The 21449-nt window shown below is 58.0% G+C and carries 19 protein-coding genes; 6 read left to right on the plus strand and 13 right to left on the minus strand.

The annotated features are described in order from the left end of the window. Positions 1–14: 14 nt before the first annotated feature. Both RCH87_RS01910 and RCH87_RS01915 read right to left on the minus strand, forming a co-directional pair. Positions 15–2495 (minus strand): hypothetical protein, encoded by a 2481-nt coding sequence (locus RCH87_RS01910; RefSeq protein ID WP_306515063.1) that lies wholly within the window; start codon positions 2493–2495, stop codon positions 15–17. Further along, positions 2492–3253, minus strand: a complete 762-nt coding sequence (locus RCH87_RS01915) for an NUDIX hydrolase (RefSeq protein ID WP_373690893.1) — start codon at positions 3251–3253, stop codon at positions 2492–2494. The genes RCH87_RS01910 and RCH87_RS01915 overlap by 4 nt, the downstream gene beginning before the upstream one ends. On the opposite strand from RCH87_RS01915, the gene RCH87_RS01920 reads away from it, so the two are divergent. Genes RCH87_RS01920 through RCH87_RS01930 form a run of 3 tightly spaced genes read left to right on the plus strand, consistent with a single transcriptional unit; the run spans position 3252 to position 5917 of the window. Continuing rightward, positions 3252–4739: a CCA tRNA nucleotidyltransferase gene (locus RCH87_RS01920; protein ID WP_373690895.1), complete on the plus strand. Its 1488-nt coding sequence runs from the start codon at positions 3252–3254 to the stop codon at positions 4737–4739. The two genes, RCH87_RS01915 and RCH87_RS01920, sit on opposite strands and share 2 nt — an antisense overlap. Beyond that, positions 4740–5567, plus strand: coding sequence for an AzlC family ABC transporter permease (locus tag RCH87_RS01925; RefSeq protein ID WP_306515065.1), 828 nt, complete (start codon positions 4740–4742; stop codon positions 5565–5567). Further along, positions 5567–5917: a branched-chain amino acid transporter permease gene (locus RCH87_RS01930; RefSeq protein ID WP_306515066.1), complete on the plus strand. Its 351-nt coding sequence runs from the start codon at positions 5567–5569 to the stop codon at positions 5915–5917. The genes RCH87_RS01925 and RCH87_RS01930 overlap by 1 nt, the downstream gene beginning before the upstream one ends. Positions 5918–5931: 14 nt before the next feature. Here the strand turns inward: RCH87_RS01930 and RCH87_RS01935 are convergent, their stop codons facing one another. The 3 genes from RCH87_RS01935 to RCH87_RS01945 form a co-directional block, all read right to left on the minus strand. Further along, on the minus strand, positions 5932–6267 hold the full coding sequence (locus tag RCH87_RS01935) for a hypothetical protein (RefSeq protein WP_373690894.1): 336 nt from the start codon (positions 6265–6267) through the stop codon (positions 5932–5934). 62 nt (positions 6268–6329) lie between these two features. Continuing rightward, complete coding sequence (locus tag RCH87_RS01940) at positions 6330–6701, minus strand: Rieske (2Fe-2S) protein (protein ID WP_306515068.1); 372 nt, start codon at positions 6699–6701, stop codon at positions 6330–6332. 74 nt (positions 6702–6775) lie between these two features. Further along, a complete protein-coding gene (locus tag RCH87_RS01945) occupies positions 6776–7249 on the minus strand; it encodes an SdpI family protein (RefSeq protein WP_306515069.1) in 474 nt (157 codons plus the stop codon). Between the two features lie 93 nt (positions 7250–7342). On the opposite strand from RCH87_RS01945, the gene RCH87_RS01950 reads away from it, so the two are divergent. After that, positions 7343–8638 carry a dicarboxylate/amino acid:cation symporter gene (locus tag RCH87_RS01950; RefSeq protein WP_306515070.1) on the plus strand — a complete coding sequence of 432 codons (1296 nt, stop codon included), beginning with the start codon at positions 7343–7345 and terminating at the stop codon, positions 8636–8638. A gap of 176 nt (positions 8639–8814) precedes the next feature. Here the strand turns inward: RCH87_RS01950 and trpA are convergent, their stop codons facing one another. From trpA to hutH, 8 genes are all read right to left on the minus strand, one after another. Further along, positions 8815–9645 carry a tryptophan synthase subunit alpha gene (gene trpA, locus RCH87_RS01955; RefSeq protein ID WP_306515071.1) on the minus strand — a complete coding sequence of 277 codons (831 nt, stop codon included), beginning with the start codon at positions 9643–9645 and terminating at the stop codon, positions 8815–8817. 2 nt (positions 9646–9647) lie between these two features. Further along, a complete protein-coding gene (trpB, locus tag RCH87_RS01960; protein WP_306515072.1) occupies positions 9648–10907 on the minus strand; it encodes a tryptophan synthase subunit beta in 1260 nt (419 codons plus the stop codon). Positions 10908–11014: 107 nt separating this feature from the next. Next, positions 11015–12496, minus strand: a complete 1482-nt coding sequence (gene trpCF, locus RCH87_RS01965; protein WP_306515073.1) for a bifunctional indole-3-glycerol-phosphate synthase TrpC/phosphoribosylanthranilate isomerase TrpF — start codon at positions 12494–12496, stop codon at positions 11015–11017. Beyond that, positions 12486–13529, minus strand: coding sequence for an anthranilate phosphoribosyltransferase (gene trpD, locus RCH87_RS01970; protein ID WP_306515074.1), 1044 nt, complete (start codon positions 13527–13529; stop codon positions 12486–12488). The genes trpCF and trpD overlap by 11 nt, the downstream gene beginning before the upstream one ends. Then, positions 13529–14164 carry an anthranilate synthase component II gene (locus RCH87_RS01975; RefSeq protein ID WP_306515075.1) on the minus strand — a complete coding sequence of 212 codons (636 nt, stop codon included), beginning with the start codon at positions 14162–14164 and terminating at the stop codon, positions 13529–13531. Before RCH87_RS01975 ends, trpD begins: the two co-directional genes overlap by 1 nt. Further along, positions 14161–15753: an anthranilate synthase component 1 gene (locus RCH87_RS01980; RefSeq protein ID WP_306515076.1), complete on the minus strand. Its 1593-nt coding sequence runs from the start codon at positions 15751–15753 to the stop codon at positions 14161–14163. The genes RCH87_RS01975 and RCH87_RS01980 overlap by 4 nt, the downstream gene beginning before the upstream one ends. Before the next feature lie 125 nt (positions 15754–15878). Next, a complete protein-coding gene (hutI, locus tag RCH87_RS01985) occupies positions 15879–17084 on the minus strand; it encodes an imidazolonepropionase (protein WP_306515077.1) in 1206 nt (401 codons plus the stop codon). Positions 17085–17142: 58 nt separating this feature from the next. Further along, positions 17143–18729: a histidine ammonia-lyase gene (gene hutH, locus RCH87_RS01990; protein ID WP_306515078.1), complete on the minus strand. Its 1587-nt coding sequence runs from the start codon at positions 18727–18729 to the stop codon at positions 17143–17145. Between the two features lie 352 nt (positions 18730–19081). Between hutH and hutG the strand changes: the two genes are divergently transcribed. Both hutG and RCH87_RS02000 read left to right on the plus strand, forming a co-directional pair. Beyond that, positions 19082–20050: a formimidoylglutamase gene (gene hutG, locus RCH87_RS01995; RefSeq protein ID WP_306515080.1), complete on the plus strand. Its 969-nt coding sequence runs from the start codon at positions 19082–19084 to the stop codon at positions 20048–20050. A 57-nt stretch (positions 20051–20107) separates the two neighbouring features. Beyond that, the coding region (locus tag RCH87_RS02000; protein ID WP_306515081.1) for a Na+/H+ antiporter family protein at positions 20108–21449 on the plus strand (1342 nt) is incomplete at its 3' end.

A 21449-nucleotide genomic window follows, 5' to 3' on the forward strand; every position in this document is an offset into this window, starting at 1 on the left:
CCAATCTATTCATGCTAATTCTTCCTGCGACGCCGCACCCGCAACGTCACGGCGGTAGCCAACAACACGGTCAGCCCCGCGATAACGCCGTATAAGATCACTGCATCGCCCCGGGTATTCACCGTGATTTCCACGGGCTGCGAAATTCCGGAGCCATCTTGCGTGGCAAGCCAGAGCCGAATGTCGGTTCTGCCGCGATCTGCTGGGATATCGGCTGTCATAGTTACGGTAATCGAGCCGCGAGCGGGAATGTTAACTTGCTCCGGCGTGTTGAGCCGTGTTCCTTCTGGAGAATCAAATTCCAGGTGTGTTGTCACCGGCAACGGAAGCTGATTCTTGGCGACGACGAGCAGCGGCGAAGAATCCGATACACGGGTATAGACGTTGCCTGGTGGTGCAAGGGAGACGGATTCGCGCAGTTCTTTCAATACCGCACGGTTCGCGTTGATGCGTTTCGCGGTGGAAGCCACGGCCTCATCGTAGGTTTCTAGAGTGTTGCGGCGATGGTGTGAAAGCGCGATGAGCATGTCGCGTCGCAGCGAGAGTGTGTATTCGTAGCGCGTCAAGGCGATGTCTGGGTCGTTATTCATGATCGACATCAGCTCGTTAATGTAGCGCACCTGTTGGCGCACCTGGGTGACTTCCAGGTCGGTGAAGACCGCCGGGTCTGGGTAGGGGCTTCCCGACGCCGTGGCTGGCTCATTGTTTTCTGCGTTGGTGCCTGCTGGAGCGTTGTCTGCTGGGGCGCTGTCTGTGGGGGCGCTGTCTGTGGGGGCGTTATCTGCTGTATCGGCGTCTGTTGTGGGCTTGGCGGCTATACGACGCGGCGTAACCGCAGTGGATGCTAATGCCGAGGACAACGGCTGTGGCGTGATGCCGGCTTCGCTGAGCAGTTCAGCTGCAGTGTCCAGTAGCGTATCGGCGATCGGGGCTTCGACTAGTGCGGGAAGCACGGCAATGGTGTCGCCGGTATTGCGTGTTGCGGTGCGCATCGTGCTGGTCGCGGTGATGGTGCGCGCATGGCTCGAGGCCCGTTCGGAACCGGTGCGATATTCCAGTGGTTTATACGGTGCGGTGACTGGGTTGTCGCCGGTGTCGTTGAGCGCGGCCGCGAGAGCTCCGTCATAAGTCGAAACTCGTAAATTGGTGTTCGGATCGTTGATGGCATCGGTTGCGGTGGGCACGGCGTCGTCGGCAAGCAAGGCGTGGGCGCCGTCGGGAAGGTTTCCTAGAGCAAAGGATGTTTCCCGTGAAACATAGCCGCTTCCCGGTAGTAATACCGGTTCGGTTTCCAGCCCGAGGATGCGCTGGAGTAATTCTGGGCCACGATCGGTGGCCTCGTGCAAAAGCCAGCCGTCGTTGGCACCATGGACCGCATTCAGGTCGGTATTTGACCATGGCATTGCCAGCACGCAGTCCAGGTCACGCAGCATGTCCAACCAGGTTCGTGCTGCCTCTGCACCCCTGCCCTTGTCCCCTAAATCGGGTTCGCGGGATGCGCCCCAGGAATCCCGCAGTCGCATCGGTTCATTATTGATCTCTGGGCGGGTTTCTTTTACGTAATAGCCTTCGGTCATCCGGGAAGCCATATTCACCACTGCCGGATCCAAGGCCATGCAGGCCGCACCACCGAGATCATGCGCGCGATAACTAGAGACCAGCTGATACAGCCGGCCACCCTGAGAAATTTGCTCGGTAAAATCTTCCGAGCGCACGATCAACGGATCATCACCAGTGGCACCCGGCACTGGATCGATGGCAGCGGAAACCGGAACGATCAACGAGAGCCCGCGTTCATGTGGCAGGTGGTGCGGCGGTGGAGCTAGCTCGAAGTCCGCGTCAACGGCGTTGGCTATGTCTGAGTGCGCCGGATCAACAGCAGCGTCGGCGTGCTCGGCAAAATCTTTCACCTCACCGACGGTGAGAACCATTCTTTCACTGGCCAAATGCACTGGGTCGCCATCCTGCAAACCAGTCAGCGTGAACAGCAGCGGGTAAGCGCCCGGAGTGTCGATGCTCAGGCTGGGCGAGGCAGCAAGCGCGGTATCAATATCAACAAAAGCGCTATTAGAACTATCTGGGCCCACCGTATCGAGATGCACCGCGTTGCCCCAATACGGAAAATCGCTCCCAGCCAGTGCTGCTTGGGCCTGCTCAGCACTCCCCACAGCGCTCGCCCGCCGCACGGTTACCTGCACATCAGTGAGTTCGGATTTCGAGCGGTTATCAATACGAAATTCGGCGCGCAGCCTATTGCCCAACCCGACGGCACTGGTGGCTGAGGTTCCAGTGTTGAGATCTTTCAATGAGGTCAACGACAGGGTGACGTCTTCGTCGGCAAGCGGATCGTGTGGTAACCCCCAAAACTCAGACTGCTCCGGTGAGACCGGCACCGGTTCCGGCGCTGCCACGGCGGCAGGCGCACCAGCCACCGCTGATACTGCTGTGAGTGCCGCTACTGCCGCTACTGCCGACGTAGCTACCCAGCGAATCATCGCGGAGTAATCCTTCCCGCCTCTTTTTCCGCGCGCGCCAAATCAGGCAACAAATCATGGGCACGGCGGGCAAGCTTGCGCTCATCAGCATAAGCGAGTCGCTCAATCAGTTCTGCCGCGGGAATCCAAGAAACTTCAGTGACCTCCGGGTCCTCGTCGTTGAGCCAGCCGTCGACAAAGCGCAGCAAGTGGTGGTGCACCGTTTTATGAATGCGCACCCCATCGGAAACGAACCAATAATCGATCACCCCCAGGTGCTCGAAAACTTCACCGTGGATACCAGTTTCTTCCCAGACCTCACGCTCGGCGGTTAATTTATGATCTTCATCTGGTTCCACGTGCCCTTTCGGCATGGACCACAACAAGCGACCACGCCGATCCAAGCGTCCGATCAGCGCGACATAGATGGTGGAGAGATCAACCTCACCGTTCTCGGCGACGGCCTCGGCCAACCCAGACAGCACTAGTCCGCCCGCGGAGGTTTCCGTGCGGGTTTCCATAACTGATCGCTGTGGCCCATGGCTGCGCCTCGGTTGGCCGCCTCTGTTGGTGTGCTTTGGGCGCTTTGGACGCCGGGATTTGTGTGAGGCCTGGTTAGCCTGGCTGGTGTGGCTGGCCTGGCTGGTGTGGTTAGTGTGGCTGGCCTGGCTGGTCCGGGTAGTACCTGTGCCGTCGGCGGGAGTGCGACCTCCCTTCTGCGATGCCGAGCGGCGCCGTCTGCGGCGCCGGCTTTTGTGGCTATTTTCCTCGTTAGTCATTACCCATGATCGTAGTAGACTAACGGGGGTGAATTCTTCAGACACCCAGCAGATTGCTCTGTTAGCACGTGCCACCGAAGCCGTACGTGAGCTCTCCCCGCTTCTTGCGGGTCTGGTGCAGCGTTTTGACGAGTCCGGTTATCAGTTGTTTTTGGTTGGAGGTTCCGTCCGCGATGCGATGCTTTCGCGCCTGGGCCACGATCTTGATTTCACTACCGACGCACGCCCGGACGTCGTCAAGCCGATTCTCGATGAGTGGGCTGAGACCGTGTGGGATACCGGCATTGCCTTTGGCACAGTATCCGCGGTGAAAAAGGGTGAGCAGATTGAACTGACGACGTTTCGCTCTGACGCCTACGACGGTGATTCTCGCAATCCCGTTGTCGAGTTTGGCGACACCCTGGAAGGCGATTTGATCCGGCGTGATTTCAAAGTCAATGCGATGGCCGTGGAATTACTGCTTGACGACGAAGACCCGAGCCTGGTGACTGGCCGTTTCCATGATCCGGTTGGTGGTTTTGCGGACATGGTCGCCGGGGTGTTGGATACCCCGGATTCGCCTGAGATTTCTTTCCACGATGATCCGCTTCGCATGTTGCGAGCTGCACGTTTTGTGTCGCAGTTGGGTTTGCAGATTGCTGCTCGGGTTCGCGAGGCAATGACGGAAATGTCGGCTGAGATTAAACGCATCACTCCCGAGCGTGTGCAGGTGGAGTTGGACAAGCTGATGGTCGGGGCGAATCCGGTAGCTGGCATCGAGGTGCTCGTCGAAACGGGCTTGGCCGAATACATTCTGCCGGAGATTCCAGCTTTGGCGATGGAACCGGACGAGCACTTGCAGCACAAGGATGTTTATAAGCACTCGTTGACGGTGTTGCAACAGGCGATAGATCTAGAGGCCGACGGGCAGTCGCCGGATTTGGTGCTTCGGTGGGCTGCGCTGCTGCACGATATTGGTAAGCCGGCGACGCGGGCGAAAAAGCCCGGCGGTGGAGTGAGTTTCCACCACCACGAGGTGGTCGGCGCGAAGATGACGCGCAAGCGCTTGCGCAAGTTGAAATATCCCAAGGCGGTGACCGAAGACATCGCCAATCTGGTGTTTTTGCACATGCGGTTCCACGGTTTCAGCGAAGGCGAATGGACAGATTCTGCGGTGCGCCGGTATGTGACTGACGCCGGCCCACTGCTACCCCGCTTGCATAAATTGGTTCGTGCGGACTGCACCACGCGCAACCAGAAAAAAGCGCGTCGCCTGCGCCGTGCCTACGATAATTTGCTTGCCCGCATCGACGAGATTCAGGAAAAGGAAGATCTAGCGCGGGTGCGACCTGATCTCGATGGTAACGAGATCATGGAAGTTTTAGGCCTGCAGCCAGGTCCCGAAGTTGGTAAGGCTTGGGCGTATTTGAAGGAATTGCGTTTGGAGCACGGCCCGCTGGGCAAAGAAGAAGCAATCGCCAAATTGAAAGAACAATGGGGGCAGTAATTGTTTTCTCCGGCTGTCGAGCAACCCGCCCCGCGTAGTTGGTGCGAGTCCGTTCGTGCCGGTCTGCGGGAAGCGGCGCCGGTGACCCTCGGTCTAGTGCCGCTGGGGCTTGCATTCGGAGTTTTTATCACCCAACTCGGGTTCGCTTGGTGGTGGGCTCCGATTTTCTCGGTCGTGATTTATGCCGGTTCCATGGAGTTTCTAGCTCCGGGATTGATGGCCGCCGGCGTGGGGCCACTGTCGGCAGCGTTGACCGGATTCATGGTCAACTTCCGGCATATCTTTTATGGGTTGAGTTTCCCACGTGAACGCGTACGTTCGTTACCGGGCAAAATCTATTCGACGTATGCCTTAACGGATGAGTCTTATGCGATCACTGCTGCTCGTCCTAAAGATGCCCCGGTTGATGGAACCCAATTATTGGCCGGACAAATTGCGTTGCAATGTTCCTGGGTGGGTTCCGGCACGTTTGCTGCGATTACGACTGCGACACTTCCCCAGGATATCGAAGGCATGGAGTTCGCCTTGACCGCACTGTTTATTGTGTTGGCCTGGGAGGCGTTCAATAATCACCGTGACTACTCGCTGTTGTTAGTCTCTGGTGTTCTCGCCGTGGTGTGTGGAGTGCTGTTGCCGGGGCAGATGCTGGTGGTTGCGTTGACCGCCTACTTTGCCTTTTTAGTGGCGCGCCACTTCTCCCCTGCCTTTGATGCCTGGGTGGATCTTCGGCGTGAACCTCGTAACCAGACACGTCATGGCAGCATCGCCGCTGAACAATTCGGTGACCGCCACCGCGGGGCGGGCGATATCGAGGCAGGTGAGCAGTAATGGAAAATTATGGTTTGCCTGCTGGCATGAGCTTGTCGCAGGTGTTGGCGGTGTTGATCCCGGTGGCGATCGTGACGGTGGCGTTGCGACAAATTCCGTTTTCGTTTATCAAGCTCATGCGCGATAGCCCTCTGGTGAGCCTGTTGGCGGTATTGATGCCAGCTGGTGTGATGATGGTGCTGGTCATTTATACGATTTTCGAGCGCCCGTTTTCTCGTGAGGTTGTGCTTTCGACGCTGGCTGGTATCGGGGCGACCGTGGCCTTGCACGTGTGGCGACGTTCGCCAGCGCTGTCGATTATTGGCGGCACGGCTGCTTACGTCGCGTGCCTCAACCTGATTTTTGCTTGATCCGGGGTATAGGTTTAGCCGAGCTCCGGGAAACGTTGTTGCACTTCCACCCACCAGGCTTCGAAAGCATCGCCACTCATGCGTTTGGTGGTGATGTCCGGATACTCACCGTAGGTATCTGGGTGAGGCACGGTGGTCTTCGGAATATCGATCTCGCCAGCGCGTGCGAGTTTTTCTTCTGGGGTCCCGGGCTTGTCGACGATGGCTGCCCCGGCAATGGTTTCTTCTGGCGTTAACGCAATCATGCGGTGCACGACGCAGTGTGTCCCTGCTTCTTCTAGGTGCGCCAAATGGATCGCTGTTCCTGCACCTGGAATGGTCATGGTGAGGCGCGTATAGAGATGTTTCACGTGAAACATTCACCTTTCTCGTGTCTACGGTGTGCTGTCTTTGCTTGACTCTCTCCGGCTGATCATCCTCGGACGTTGAGTGTGTCGCCGGTTTCGCTCAAGGATGCAGTTTCTAAAGGATCGCGGGCTGGGCCTTGCACTACCGAACCGTCCGCGAGTTTGAATACCGAATTGTGTGCCGTGCAGCGTACCTGATCGCCTTCGACTTTAGTGATGAGGTTTCGCTGGTGCGGGCAGCGTTGTGAATATGCCAGGTAAGTTCCGGGTTGCGGTTGCGCGATGATAAACCCATCAGCAATGATCGCGGAGCCAACAGGCACCTCGGCCTTTGCGATTTCGACAGAAGGCTCTTCCCCACATGCGGCGAGGAACGCACCAGCCACGGTGGTGGCGGAACCTAAAAGAAACATTCGGCGGGAACAATTTTTAGTCATGAAGACTTCACTCCTATAACGTCACAGTGTCGTTAATCGGTAGGGTTTCTGTAAGGGTCGAGCAGGACGTTGAATTATTGATTATCGGCTTTTTCGGCAGCTTTCCGGAGTGCGCCAACATCAACCGTGGGAGCAGCGGGCTTTTCCACAGCCGTGCCCCCACCACCAGAAGAACAACAACCTCCGGTGGTCTCGCTGTTTTGCTTTGCGCTGACATTCTGGTCATAGAGTACTGCGGTCCGTGCGCCTAGGTTTGCGCCATACGACAACGCGATGATGCCAACGATCGTCGTCAAGATCGGGATAGCCCACATGAAACCGGTAGCTTGCAAAGAAACCAGGGCTCCAAAAATGAAACTTGCGGCAGCAACCAACCAGATGGGTCCGGCTACTGCATGCGAAGTCATCCACGCCTCTGGTGATTTACGCGCTTCGTGGACGCGAAGCCCGAAGAGGCTGTTTCCGGGAAGTTTCTTTACAGTGGCGAGTCCACCCACCACGAGTACGACAGCTGCCAAAGCGAACAAGATAATGGAAACGACGATCATGCCCTCAGTCTAGCCCTGCCTGCAGGAATGAGGAAAACACTTCGCTATGCTTAAAACGTACTGAATCCCACCGTCCAGAATTATGAGATTTCTATGAGTGTTCGTAAGGTCAGCTCTTCGTTGCTGTTCCGCGTTGTGGTTGCGATCATCTTGGGTATCGTCACCGGTTTATTTTTCCCGGAATGGCTTGCCCGAGTGTTCGTTACCTTCAATGGTCTGTTTAGCCAATTCCTCGGCTTTTTCGTTCCCGTTCTCATCTTTGCCTTGATTACACCGGCTATTGCCGGGCTCGGCCGAGGTGCCGGTAAATGGCTAGGCATTACCACCGGCATCGCCTACGCATCGACCATCGGCGCGGGTCTGCTGGCTTATGCCGTCGCGATTCTGGTCTACCCCGGCTTGTTGGGTGATCAGCGTCTCGACCTCAACGTCAGCGACGTGGAAGAAGGCGCGTTGACGCCGTACTTTGAGGTGGAGATGGCGCCACCGTTTGAGATCGTCACCGGTCTGTTGCTCGCGTTCGCCATCGGGCTGGCAATGACGGCCATTCCATCCCCTGGTCTCTATAAAGGCATCCGCGAATTTGAGAAGATCGTCATGAAGGTCATTACCGCTTTCGTGATTCCCCTGCTGCCGTTGTTCATTTACGGCATTTTCTTGAACCTTGCGATGAACGAAAACCTTGGCGACGTCATCAATTCCTTCGCGCGTGTCCTCGTGCTGTCCGTCGTCATGACGTGGGTCGTGATCGTGCTGCAGTACCTGATCGCGGGTGCGCTGGCGCGCCGCAACCCGTTTAGTGCGCTGAAGAATATGCTGCCGGCCTACTTCACTGCGCTCGGAACTTCTTCGTCCGCAGCCACCATTCCGGTGACGTACAAGTCGACGCTGAAGAACGACGTGGCTCCGAACATCGCCGGCTTTGTGGTGCCGCTGGGCGCGACCATGCACCTGTCTGGATCCATGACCAAGCTGGTGCTCTACGCTTTCGCCATCGTGTACTTGTCGAGCCTGGAGGTCAGCTTCGGGCTGGCTCTCGGCTTCATGCTGTTGCTGGGCATCATGATGGTGGCAGCGCCAGGCGTTCCTGGTGGCGCAGTTTATGCTGCACTGGGGTTGCTGGGCAGCATGCTTGGATTCGATGAAGACATGCTTGCGCTGATGATCGCGGCCTATATTGTGGTGGACTCGTTCGGTACCGCCGCGAATATTACTGGCGACGGTGCGATTGCATTGTTGATTAACAAGTGGACCAAAAATGGAACCACTGCTGACGGTGCACAACTTCCTGACGACTATGACGCTCCAGAGTTCGGCGATGACGATGCTGTGTCACAGAACGCGACTCCGGGAGATGCTGCCCAACCGCAGCGCGATAATCTGCGTTAATTACGGCCGTCCGCCAAGTGTGCTAAGACGCGTGCCGCTTTAATTACACAAAAGACGACGTTTCACGTGAAACGTCGTCTTTTTCTATGTGCCGTATTGCGGGGAATGTCAGTAGCGTGGAATGTCAGCTGTGGCGGTAGCTAGCCGCAGTGGCAGCCAGCCCAACGGGTAGCCGTTTACCGGGTGGCTGCTTTCATCTCTGCCACATAGCGCGAAACCGCGTCGGCAAGTTCTGCGAGATCGAACTCGTTGCCAGACTCCGAAGAATCGACTCTCGCAGAAATGATGCGCGTGATCGCCGAGCCGGTAATCGCCCCCGCTGCCCCAGCGTCCAAAGCGGCGCGAACGTGCTCCGGCTTAGAGATGCCGAATCCCAGCAGCACCGGCGGGCCGTCGAAACGCTGGATGGCATCTACGACAGAGTCCAGACCACCGGACTCTGCTTCTTTATCAGCGCCGGTGACACCGTGGCGCGAAAGCGCATATATATATCCCGACGAATTCTCACTGACCGCGCGCAGGGTATCGTCGTCAGCGCGAGCCGGGGCGATAAAGATTTGCGAAATCCCGGCCTGTTGTGCGGCAGCGACGAATGGACCACCTTCGCGGGTGGGCACGTCGGGAATCAGAATGGAATCTGCACCGGCGGCAGCACAGGATTGGTAAAACTCTGTGGTTCCCTTGCTCACCGCGAGATTGCAATAGACCAACAGCCCGATCGGAGTCTCGGGGAACTCCTCGCGGATCTGCCGCAATTGCTGCATGGATTTATCCAGGCTCGCACCGCCACGCAATGCACGCTGGTGAGATTTTTCAATCTCCGGACCGTCGGCAACGGGGTCACTGAAAGGAATGCCGATCTCCAGTGCATCGGCTCCAGCATTAACCGCTGCCCGAATCAGCTCAAGTGAAGTCTCATAGCTGGGATCACCGAGCATGAAAAACGGCACAAAAGCGCCCTCGTGCTTGTCGCGAAGATCAGCAAACAGTGTCTCGTAACGTCCCATGATTATGCCTGACCCTTTTCGTTGTCCCGGTTATCTTCATCGCTTTTGTCATCCGCATAGCGCGCCCAGGCGCCAGTCTCGTCTTCGACATCACCTAACACGTGACGCACGTGATCGATATCTTTATCACCACGACCAGACAGTGAGACCACGATGCAGATATCTTCATCTTTGCGCTTCAGTGCATACGCCAGCGCATGCGCCGACTCTAGTGCCGGAATGATGCCTTCTTTTTGTGCGAGCAATTGGAATGCCTCGAGTGCTTCCGTGTCAGTGATGCCGACATAGGTTGCACGGCCGGTGGCATGCAAGTGTGCGTGCTGTGGGCCGACTCCGGGATAATCCAACCCGGCAGAAATCGAATACGATTCATCGACTTGCCCTTCAGCGTTACGCATCAAATACGAACGCGTGCCGTGCAAGATGCCAACGGTTCCCTGCGTAATGGTGGCGCCGTGACGTCCGGAATCGACACCCTTACCGCCGGGCTCGGCTCCGACTAGTTCAACGTCGGGCTCGTCGATGAAATCCGCAAACATACCAATCGCGTTCGAACCTCCGCCGACGCAGGCGACGACAACGTCGGGAAGCCCGCCGGTGCGTTCAATCATCTGCGCCTTCGCCTCTGTGGAAATTACGCGGTGGAATTCCCGCACGATGGTTGGAAATGGGTGCGGGCCGGCCGCGGTACCGAGCAAATAATGCGAATCCTCGAAGGTTGCGGTCCAATCGCGCAAGGCTTCGTTTACTGCATCTTTCAGCGTCCCGGAACCGGTCTCCACGGAGACGACCTTCGCGCCCATGAGTTCCATGCGGAACACATTTGGTGCTTGACGACGAACGTCCTCGGCTCCCATGTAGACCACGCACTCGAGATCCAGTAGCGCGCATGCCAACGCCGTCGCGGTGCCATGCTGGCCAGCGCCGGTCTCGGCGATCACGCGAGTTTTACCCATGCGTTTGGCCAACAATGCTTGACCCAGCACCTGATTGGTCTTGTGCGCACCACCGTGCACCAAATCTTCGCGTTTGAGGAAGATCCGCGCTTTACCACCCAAGCGGGTAGCTTCGGTGAGCGGAGTTGGGCGACCCAGGTAGTCCTTGAGCAAGCGCGCCAGTTCCTCTTTGAATGATGGATCCTCCATGGCGTCGACGAACGCGCGCTCTAATTGATCCAGCGCGGGGATTAGAGATTCGGGGACGAATTGCCCGCCGAATTCGCCGAAATATGCCGGCAGGATGGTCGCACGGTCGTTGCTCATGGTGTGTCCTCGTCTGCTGATTACTCGTCGTAAAGAATTTTAATGGGATCGTCTGTGGTTTCGCGATCGGCTTTACGATGGGGATTTACACGAATACTGTTTCCAGTTTATCCCTGCGGCTGTGTGTAGTCGCGGATGGTGTTGAAGATGGTACGGAGGATCGCGGAATCCTTGCGTGGTGCGGCAGCCGGGCCCGCACTCGCGCCGTCCGTGGCGGAAGGCGGCGCGATCTCTAGCCCGGAATTGAGATCGATACCGAAGCAGCTGGTCTCGAGGGCATCGTTAATATTGTCGGCACCGATGCCACCGGCGAGCACTACCTGCGTCTTGATGTCCTCGGGAATTCGCTCCCAGTCGAAAGAAGTTCCACTTCCCCCCTGCCCTGCATCCAGTACCAGCTTGTCCGCTGCACCCGGAGCGAGCAGTTCGTGGAGACGTTCCGGTTCTACTTCCGACGTAGTCATGGAAATGGCGCGCCAGATCTCGAGACCGGAATCTGCAGGGTCACAGCCGGCGTCGCTAAGCTCGGCTCGCACCGCTGCGAGCAACTCCTCTTCCCCGGTGATGGAACCCCGGTATGGGCTGTGGATCTGCAGGGCGTGGATACCTGGTTGTACCAATTCGGCCCAGCCACGGGTTCGGCGTGATACCGCGACGTAGCGTAGCCCGGGTTCGTCGGCGATGATTTTTTGCGATGTTTCACGTGAAACATTGCGCGGAGATGCTTCTTCGAAGATCAAACCGCCGTAGACTGCCCCTGCAGCGCGCGCTGCTTGCGCGGTGCTTGGCGTCGTCAATCCACAGACTTTGTTGTGTCCGTACACCAAGGCGCGGGCGGCCCAATCGGTATCTGGCTGCGAGGACAATTGTGAGCCCACCAAGAAACCGGAAGCATGTGCGCCCAACATCCGTACCGCTGTGTTGTCGCGAATTCCCGATTCCGAAATTGCGAGCGTCCCTGCAGGCAGCAGCTCTGCCAACCGGGCGGTGCGTGAGAGGTCGATGGAAAGATTGTGCAAGTTTCGGTTGTTGATTCCCACGATTCGTGCGCCGAGACGCAGCGCGCGGGCGACTTCGTCCTCGTCGATTACTTCGGTGAGCACGTCCAGCCCTAATTCGTCGGCAAGCACTGCGAGCTGAGCGTATTCCTCGTCATCCAATACCGAGAGCATCAGCAAAACCGCATCGGCACCGTAATAGCGCGCAGCATATAACTGCACCGGATCGATGATGAAGTCCTTGCACAACACCGGTAGATGTGTCGACATGGACACGGTTGCCAAATGGTCATAATCGCCGCCAAAATGCTCCGGTTCGCACAACACGGAAATTCCGGCGGCATAGCGAGAATACACTCTCGCCAACTCGCCCGGTTGATAATCTGCGCGGATCAGCCCCAGCGAAGGTGACGACGACTTACATTCCATGATGAACGCCTGCGGACGTGCCCGCAGCGAATCGTACAAACTGCGCCCGGAACGCGGCAGCTGTGTGCGGTCAACGTGCGCGATGCGCTCGGCAATGGCTTGCAGGTGCGTGCGGCGCTGCGCGACGATATTTTCCAGCACCGTGGGTAATTTATCGCTCACCGTAATCTGCCTCCTCGTGGGTGGCCAACCAATTCTGTACGGTTCCGTCGTTGATAATCGTGCTTGCCATCTCGGTGCCCTCGGCGATGGAAGCAGCATTGCCGCTCACATAGAACATCGCCCCGGCGTTTACCGCGACGGCGTCATGATGCGCCTGCGGTGCGCTGCCGGCAAAAATAGCGCGGATGGCTGCTGCATTCGCTGCTCCGTCGCCGCCTTCCAGATCGGACAACTGATGGCGTGTGGCCCCGAGATCCTCCGGGTTCAATTCATAGCGGGAAATCTCGCCGTCCTGCAGCTCCCAGATCGTGGTCGGGCCATGCACAGCAAGCTCGTCGGTGCCGGAACCGTGGACGACCAGCGCGCGCTTGCGACCTAATTCGCGGAAAACCTCGGTGATGGTTTGGCCCATTTCTGGTCGGGCGATGCCCATCAGCTGGTACTCCGGGCGTGCCGGTGAGAGCAGTGGGCCCAGCGTATTGAACAAGGTGGGTACTTTCAGAGCTTTACGCACGGGCATGACGTGCGCGACGGCCGGGTGGTACGCCGGGGCGAACAAGAAGGTGAACCCGGAATTTTTGAACTGCGTGACCGCGCGGTCCACATCCAGATCCAAAGGAATATTCAGCGCCTCCAGCACGTCGGCAGAACCCGAGCGCGAGGAGACCGAGCGGTTTCCACCTTTGACCACCTTCGCTCCCCCAGCAGCTGCCACGAGTGATGCCGCGGTGGAAATATTGATGGTGTTTGTGCCGTCGCCGCCTGTGCCAGCGGTATCCAATAGCCCCGCACCAGTGATGGGGAATGGTCGCGCGGCAGCGATGAAGGCCTGGGCGGCGCCGGCAATATCGGCGAAAGTCTCGCCGCGGGTGCGGATCGTCGCCAAGAGCGCAGCGATGTGTACGTTTTCGTATTCACCGACCGTCAGCGGTTCGAAGACCTCGCGCGCTTGTTCAATAGTGGGATCGTGGTTGTCCAAGTACGCCAGCAGGCGATTCAGCGGCGCAGCGTTGGTGTCAGCGTTATCAGTCATCAGCACTTCCCTTTCGTCAAAAACTCGATGCAGCGATTCAACAAGATGGGGCCGGTCGGGCTCAAGATGGATTCCGGGTGAAACTGCAAACCCAAACACGAGCCATCGCGGGCGTAGGCGGCCATCGCCACATCACCCAAGTCAGTTTCCGTGGTCGCCAGGACTTCCAGCTGCTCTGGTGGATTCGCGCACGCCAACGAGTGGTAGCGCGCCACCGGCACCAGACGGCCGACGTGGTCTGGTTTGTCCGGCTCCTGGTCAATCGTCAGCCCGGCAAACAGTGGGTGCTGCGCGCCAGCATCCGTCAGCGTCATCGGTACTGAGCGTCCATGCACCGGACCACAAGGCCCCACGGCGCCGCCGTAGTGTTCCAGCAGAGCTTGGAATCCCAGGCAGATTCCGAGTACTGGAATTTCGCCGTGGATGGCGTCGAGAAGCGCCATCATGTTTCCTGTCTCGCGCGGATGCCCCGGCCCCGGTGAGAACAACAGCAGGTCCGGCTTTGCCGCCAGCACCGTCTCGACGGGCACGGTGTTGCGGAAGACCGTGCAGTGGTGCCCTGCGAGTGCGTCGACAAGGTTATAAATGAACGAATCGCGGTTATCGATCACCACGACATGCGGTTGTGTGCTCATCGTGCCACCTCCATTGGTGCCCCCAAAGCGACGGCATCGAGTACCGCATACGCTTTATGTACTGTTTCGTCGGCTTCGGATTGCGGCGTGGAATCACGCACGACGCCGGCTCCGGCCTGAATGATTGCTTGCCCACCGCGCACGAATGCGCTGCGGATGACGATGCAGTTGTCCATGCGCCCATCGCCACCCAGATAACCAACCGCGCCACCATAGGAGCCGCGACGCTTGCCTTCTACTCCACGCAATAGATCGACCGCACGCAACTTCGGTGCACCGGTCAGCGTACCCATGTTCATGCATGCACGATAAGCATCCAGGGCGTCGAAATCTTCGTGCAGCGTCGCGGTCACACGGGAGACCAGGTGCATTACGCGTGAATATCGGTCTACTTGCAGCAGCTCGGCGACCCTCCGCGTGCCGGGAACGGCGACGCGGGCGAGATCGTTGCGCGCGAGATCCACTAGCATTGTGTGTTCCGCGAGCTCTTTGTGGTCGGTGCGCATTTCCAGCTCGTTGCGGATATCGAGCTCGTGGTTGACGCTGCCGTCCGGGTTCAGGCCTCGTGGACGTGTACCCGCAATCGGATACAGCTGCACTTCGCGGGTATCTGGGGAGAATTTCAGGTTCGACTCGGGAGAAGCGCCGAATAATTCGTAGTCCTCGCCTCGGAAATAAAACATGTATGGCGACGGGTTCGTCTGCAGTAGTCGCCGATACGAGGCAAAAGCATCCGCGCACGGTGCACTGAAAGTACGCGCGGGCACTACCTGGTAAATATCGCCTTGATAGATATTGTGTTTTACCGCTTCGACATGGCTGCGGAACTGTTTATCGTCGAAGTCCGTGCTCACTCGCAGCGGTTGCGTCGTATCGACGCCGTGCTCTGGAGCTGCTAACGGCGTGACTTCTTGCTCGGCTGCGGTGACATAGGCGTCCAGCCGCTTGTCGACGTCGTGTTGGCTGGTGGCCACTCCGCACACGTAGGCCGTTTGTGAAAGGTGGTCGACTTTCAGCAGTGTTTCGGCGACGACAAACTCATAATCCGGGTAGGTGTTGTCGCCTTCGGCCACCTCTGGCAGAGATTCAAACGTTGCCAAAAAGTCATAGGCGAAGCCGCCGGCGAGTAGCGGCAGGTCCGGTGACTCTTCTCCCCCACTGCCGTATTGCGTATTGCCGTATTGCGTACTGAATTGGAGCCGACGAAGTACTTCTGCTGGCGACGTCGCCAGCAGGCGTTCGCGTTCGTCGGCGGCTTGGGAGGCTGGGAATTCGAAGGTGGCTACTTGCCTCTCGTCGGCAGGTGTGTCCAGCACATACTTGGCGAGTTCCGTGCGCAATTTGGCGAGGATCTCTTCGCCGGTCGTCGTCAAGGCCTGGGCAGTGACGATGTTTCCCTGGCAGCGTACGCGCAATGCAGAATCCAGCACCGCGAGGCACAAGAGATTTTTCTTTGATTCAATATCTGCTGATTCCAACAGCACGGTATCCGTGCGCCTAAGGCCGCCGAGGTGGGCGAAAAGCTGCGCGGCATCCGCGTGATAGCGCAGATCGCGACGCGCCGTGTGTAGCTGTGCAGCGAAATTCATAGCCCTAACAATACTGTGTGGCAGCCTACAGGCGCCGCGCAGCCCAGGCTTAAATTCGAGCCGCGCGAATTTGCGATGTTTCACGTGAAACATCGATTTTTTGTGCCACGGTATCGGCTTCGCGGTTACGCCGCGCTGAAGACTTCTACCCCATTTTTATAGGTGCGGTAAGTCGCAGGCATGCCTGGGCGGTAGGCCAGCTCGATGGCATTGGTGAAGTTCAGCACGTGCAAATCAGCGGATGCACCAACTACCAAGCTGCCACGACCCGGCCGTCCCTGTCCGTCCTTACCATCCTCGCCCGGGTTCCGGCGCAAGGCCTTCGCCCCACCCAAGGTGGCGGCCTCGATGGCTTCGTCCAGGCTGAGATCTTGCTGCAGCACCGCAGTGGTCACGCAGTAGTTCATCGACGACGTGTACGACGTGCCTGGGTTCAGGTTCGATGCGATCGCGACGGTGGCACCGGCATCCAACAGCTGGCGTGCCGGGGCGAGGGCTTGTTTCGTCGACAAGTCGCAGGCCGGAAGCACCGTGGCAACGGTGTCGCTGTTGGCGAGTGCTTGGATATCGTCGTCAGACAGGTAGTTCACGTGATCCACCGAGGCTGCACCGATTTCTACGGCCAGCCGCACACCAGGGCCTTGCTGCAGTTGGTTGCCGTGCACGCGTGGGTGTAGTCCGCGCTTCTTGCCGGCCTCGAGGACCTTCCGGGATTGTTCCTCGTTGAACGCACCCGTCTCACAGAAAACATCGATCCATCCGGCATAAGGCTCGACGGCATCCAGCATCGGGCCGACAACTTCCTCGAGGTAGTCTTCTGCTTCTGCTCCCGGTGGCACCAGGTGGGCACCTAAGAAAGTCACGTCGTCCACTCCCCCACTGGCGACCTCAGCGGCCAGGGCCTCGGATTCGGTGTTGAGCCCATAGCCGGTCTTGGTTTCGATCGTGGTCGTACCACCCGCGTGGCAACCGGCGATGCGTTCCTGCAACAGCTGCTCGAGCCGCTCTCGCCCGGCACTCCGTGTGGCTTCCATGGTGGTCGCGATCCCGCCAGCGGAATAGGATTCGCCCGCCATACGCGCTTCGAATTCAGCGGCCCGGTTGCCGTCGAAAATCATGTGGGTATGTGAATCTACCCATCCCGGCAGGACCGCGCGGCCGCCGAGATCGACCTTCTTGTCGACGCTAGCTGCGACTTCGTCGGGCAGCTCATCGATGGCACCGACCCAAACGATCACCCCGTCATTGTCGGCGACGAGTGCACCGTTGTTGATGGTGCCGGCTGCAGATACCGTGCGCAGTTCGCTGATGTTGTGGAAAAGTTGCGTCATGATTCCTTCCTGGTGCTTGTCGTTCGTGGTGCTTGTCGTTCGTGTTGTAATTACGCGGCTAATCCAGCGTGCCGACGGCAGCTTCTACGCTGGCGACCAGGCTGCCGTCTGCGACCAGCTGGTGGGCATAAGCAATCTCCGGTGCCAGGTAACGGTCGGTGGTGGGGCCGTCTACCCCTTCGCGCAGCTTTGCGACGGCGGCCTTGGTGCCGGGGGCGGATTCTGATCCAGCCTCGGTGCAGCGCATGGTGATCGCGCGGGCGGCGGTCAGGTATTCAATGGCAAGTACGCGCTGCAACCCGTCGACAGAGGTGCGTAGTTTACGGGCGGCGGACCAGCCCATGGATACGTGATCTTCCTGCATTGCGGACGACGGGATGGAATCTGCCGAGGCTGGGTTTGCGGCGCGTTTCAGCTCTGAGACAATTCCGGCCTGGGTGTATTGCGCGATCATGTGGCCGGAGTCGACACCGGGATCGTCGGCAAGAAAGGCGGGCAGGCCACGGTTGCGGGCGGTATCCAGGAAGCGATCGGTGCGGCGCTCAGAAATCGAGGCGAGGTCAGCGGCGACGATAGCCAAAAAGTCCAGTACATAAGCTACTGGTGCGCCGTGGAAGTTACCGTTCGAGCGCACTTCCCCATCGATGACGACGGGGTTGTCGACGGCTGCGGCGAGTTCTCGTTCGGCGACGGTGATCGCGTGGGCAATGGTATCGCGGAAACCACCGGTGACCTGCGGCGAGCAACGCACCGAATAAGCGTCCTGCACCTGGGTTTGCTGGAAATCTGCCTGTGCGGCCTCCAGCAACGGCGAATTGGCGGCGACGGTGCGGATGTTGCGGGCGGATGCGGCTTGACCTGGGTGTGGGCGTAGTTGCTGCAACTTATCATCGAAGACCGACAGCGTGCCATTAAGACCTTCGACGGTAAGTGCGGTGGAGATATCGGCAACTTTCGCGAGTTGCTGCAGATCGTTGATGGCCAAGCAGAGCATGCCGAGCATTCCGTCGGTGCCGTTGATCAGCGCGAGCCCTTCTTTTTCTTCCAGCACGAGCGGCTTGATGCCAGCATCGGCCAGGGCGGAGGCAGCCGATTGGGTTTCTTGTGTCCCGCGGACCCGGACATCACCCTCCCCTAGCAAGGCGAGCGCGCAGTGCGACAGCGGGGCGAGGTCACCAGAACAGCCCAGTGAGCCATATTCATAAACGACGGGCGTAATCCCCGCATTCAGTACAGCGGCGTAGGTTTCGGCGACCACGGGGCGTACACCGGTATGGCCGGTACATAGCGTCGACAAGCGAAGCAGCATCAGCGCGCGGATGACTTCTTCTTCTACTTCTGGGCCAGAGCCTGCGGCGTGGGAGCGCACTAGCGAGCGCTGCAGTTGTGCGCGCATCTCGTGCGGGATGTGGCGGCGTGCCAGAGCACCAAAGCCGGTGGAAACGCCATAAACCGGGGTTGGTTCATTGGCGAGGTCATCGATGCGGCTGCGGGTCGCAGCGATCTTGTCGAGCGATTCTTGCGAAATTTCCACCGCTGCCCCACCGCGGGCGACCGCGACGACGTCGTCGATGCTTAACGCACCGATGCCGACGGTGACGGTGTGGTTGGCACGGTGGGTGTTTGTCGAAGTTTGTGCAGTCATAACGCTCTCCTTCGTTGTTGGGTTAGTCCGTTTTTGGATTGGTTTGCTGTTGGACTGGCTTGTCGTTGGATTAGTTGGACTTGTTGGTTCCGTGCGTCCGGAGTTTGAGTGTTTGGGGTCTGTTTGATGGTGTGCGCTTAATCAGTGGGTACGGATTGGCTATTGTGTACTACAGCACTATTTTAGTGCCGGGTTCGGTGCACCGCTAAGTGATTTGTCTTGGATACCAGACTTCTATATTTGAGTGGTTGCCCGACTATGCAGTCATTATAATTTCGTCACAGTGATGAAAACGCGGTGACCGTGGAACCAGACCTCTGTTAGCCACAATTAGTCTGATTAGACTTGCGGCATGAGCAAATTTGAGTGGAATGGACGCGTTGACGGACCTGGACCAGAACATGCCCGTTGGCATTCGGTTATCGATACAGAATTCGCCGTGGACAAGGCTCTGGACGGCGCTTCCGATGTGCGCCCGGGTGCGGTGTTGATTGGTTTTGCCTCTGACGAGGGTGTTCGTCGTAATGGTGGCCGTCAAGGTGCAGCAGCTGGACCGGATGAACTTCGCCAGGCACTTGGTGGATTGGCGATTCACGATGACTTCCCCCGCTATGACGCAGGAACGGTCAGCTATGAAGGCCGTGATTTGGAAGCCGGTCAGGAGGAACTGTCGCAGCGAGTTGCTGATGTGGTGTGCGCTGGCCACCTTCCGGTGATTTTAGGTGGCGGACACGAAACCGCCTTCGCGTCGCACCGTGGCCTCGCGCGCGGATTAAAAAATGAAAATTCTGCGGCCATTGAAAGTCTTGGAATTTTTAATTTAGATGCCCATTTTGATTTACGCGAAGCTGACGAACCGACCTCCGGTACCCCGTTTCGGCAAATTTCAGAAATTGCTGGAGATGATTTTTCCTACGTAGTGTGGGGAATCTCCGCAGCAAATAACACCCGAGTACTTTTTGAAACCGCGGAACGGCTCGGTGTTGAATATTTGCTTGATGAAGATTTAGCGAAGCTAACAGTAAAAGAAGCTACTGAGATCGCGGTGAAAAATTCAAAAGATTTCAAAAACATACATCTTAGTATTGACTTAGATGTACTACCGGCATCGGTGGCGCCGGGAGTGTCTGCTCCAGCTGCACTCGGTGTTGAAGCCTTCAAGGTGCACGCGATGGCATTGGCCCTGGCACAAACCGGAAAACTGCGATTGGTTGACGTCGTTGAGCTGAACCCAAAGTATGATGTGGATTCGCGGACAGCCAAGCTAGCAGCTCGTATGATTCACGATATTGTTGCTGCGCATGGCGCAGTTCAGAAATAACGTGAAAAACCAGCGGTGGCTATTACTATCTAGGCTAAACGTGTTAAAAATAACACCATGAATGCAGTAATAATCGCCGTGGTGGTCATGCTTGGCTTGGCCATCGCCCGCGTACACGTAGTACTAGCCTTGCTCATTGGTGCAATCGTCGGCGGGCTCGTCGGCGGGCTAGGCATCGATGGTTCCTTTGTCGCTTTCCAAGATGGTATCGGCAATGGTGCTTCCATCGCACTGAATTATGCCCTGCTGGGTGCGTTCGCGCTGGCGATCGCGAACGCGGGTCTCCCCCGGCTGCTGGCCGAGTCCATCATTAACCGAATCGACGCAGAAAATGAGGCGGCAAAAGAAAAAGCAGTCGCCGTCGCCAAGTGGCTCACCGTCGCCGGCCTGCTGCTGATGGCGATCATGTCGCAGAACCTGGTTCCCGTCCACATCGCCTTCATCCCGCTGATCGTTCCCCCACTGCTGTCGGTGCTCAATAAGATGCAGGTCGATCGCCGACTGATTACCTGTGTGCTGACCTTCGGTCTGGTTACCACCTATTTCTTCGTCCCGGTGGGATTCGGCAATATCTACATGAACGACATCCTGCGTAGCAATATCGTCGACGCAGGAATGCCGGAAGCGAACGATATTTCTGTCATGCAGGCGATGGCTATCCCGGCACTCGGCATGCTGGTCGGTGTGTTGTTTGCGGTTTTCGTCACCTACCGCGGAAAGCGCTCTTACCAGGAAATTGCTATTTCCGAGGATGCTGCGAAGGCCATTGAGATTTCGCGCTACCGCATCACCATCTCCATCATTGCGTTGACCGCCACCTTCGCTGTGCAAATCGTGCTGCAATACCTGGGTTCGGATGCCGACAGCCTGCTGGCGGGTGCGCTGGTGGGCTTGGCTATCATGCTGGTCTTCCGTGGCGTGGATTGGAAGAAATCAGACGATATCTACACCGAAGGTATGCGCATGATGGCGCTGATAGGTTTCATCATGATCACCGCACAGGGCTTTGCCTCCGTGATGGCGGAGACCGGAGACGTGGAAACCCTGGTGGAAGCGACCGCGAATGCTTTCGACGGCAACAAAGCGCTGGCTTCGCTGGCGATGCTGCTGGTGGGCCTTATCGTCACCATGGGTATCGGTTCGTCCTTTTCGACGCTGCCGATCATCTCCACCATCTACGTTCCGCTGTGTATCTCACTGGGCTTTTCGCCACTGGCCACCGTCGCTCTGGTGGGTACGGCAGGTGCGCTTGGCGACGCCGGCTCCCCGGCATCCGACTCCACGCTGGGCCCAACATCCGGTTTGAATGCCGACGGCCAGCACGATCACATTCGCGATTCTGTTATCCCAACCTTCTTGCACTTCAACATTCCGCTGATCGCCTTCGGCTGGGCAGCGA

This window comes from Corynebacterium sp., assembly GCF_030826625.1.
Lineage (GTDB): Bacteria > Actinomycetota > Actinomycetes > Mycobacteriales > Mycobacteriaceae > Corynebacterium.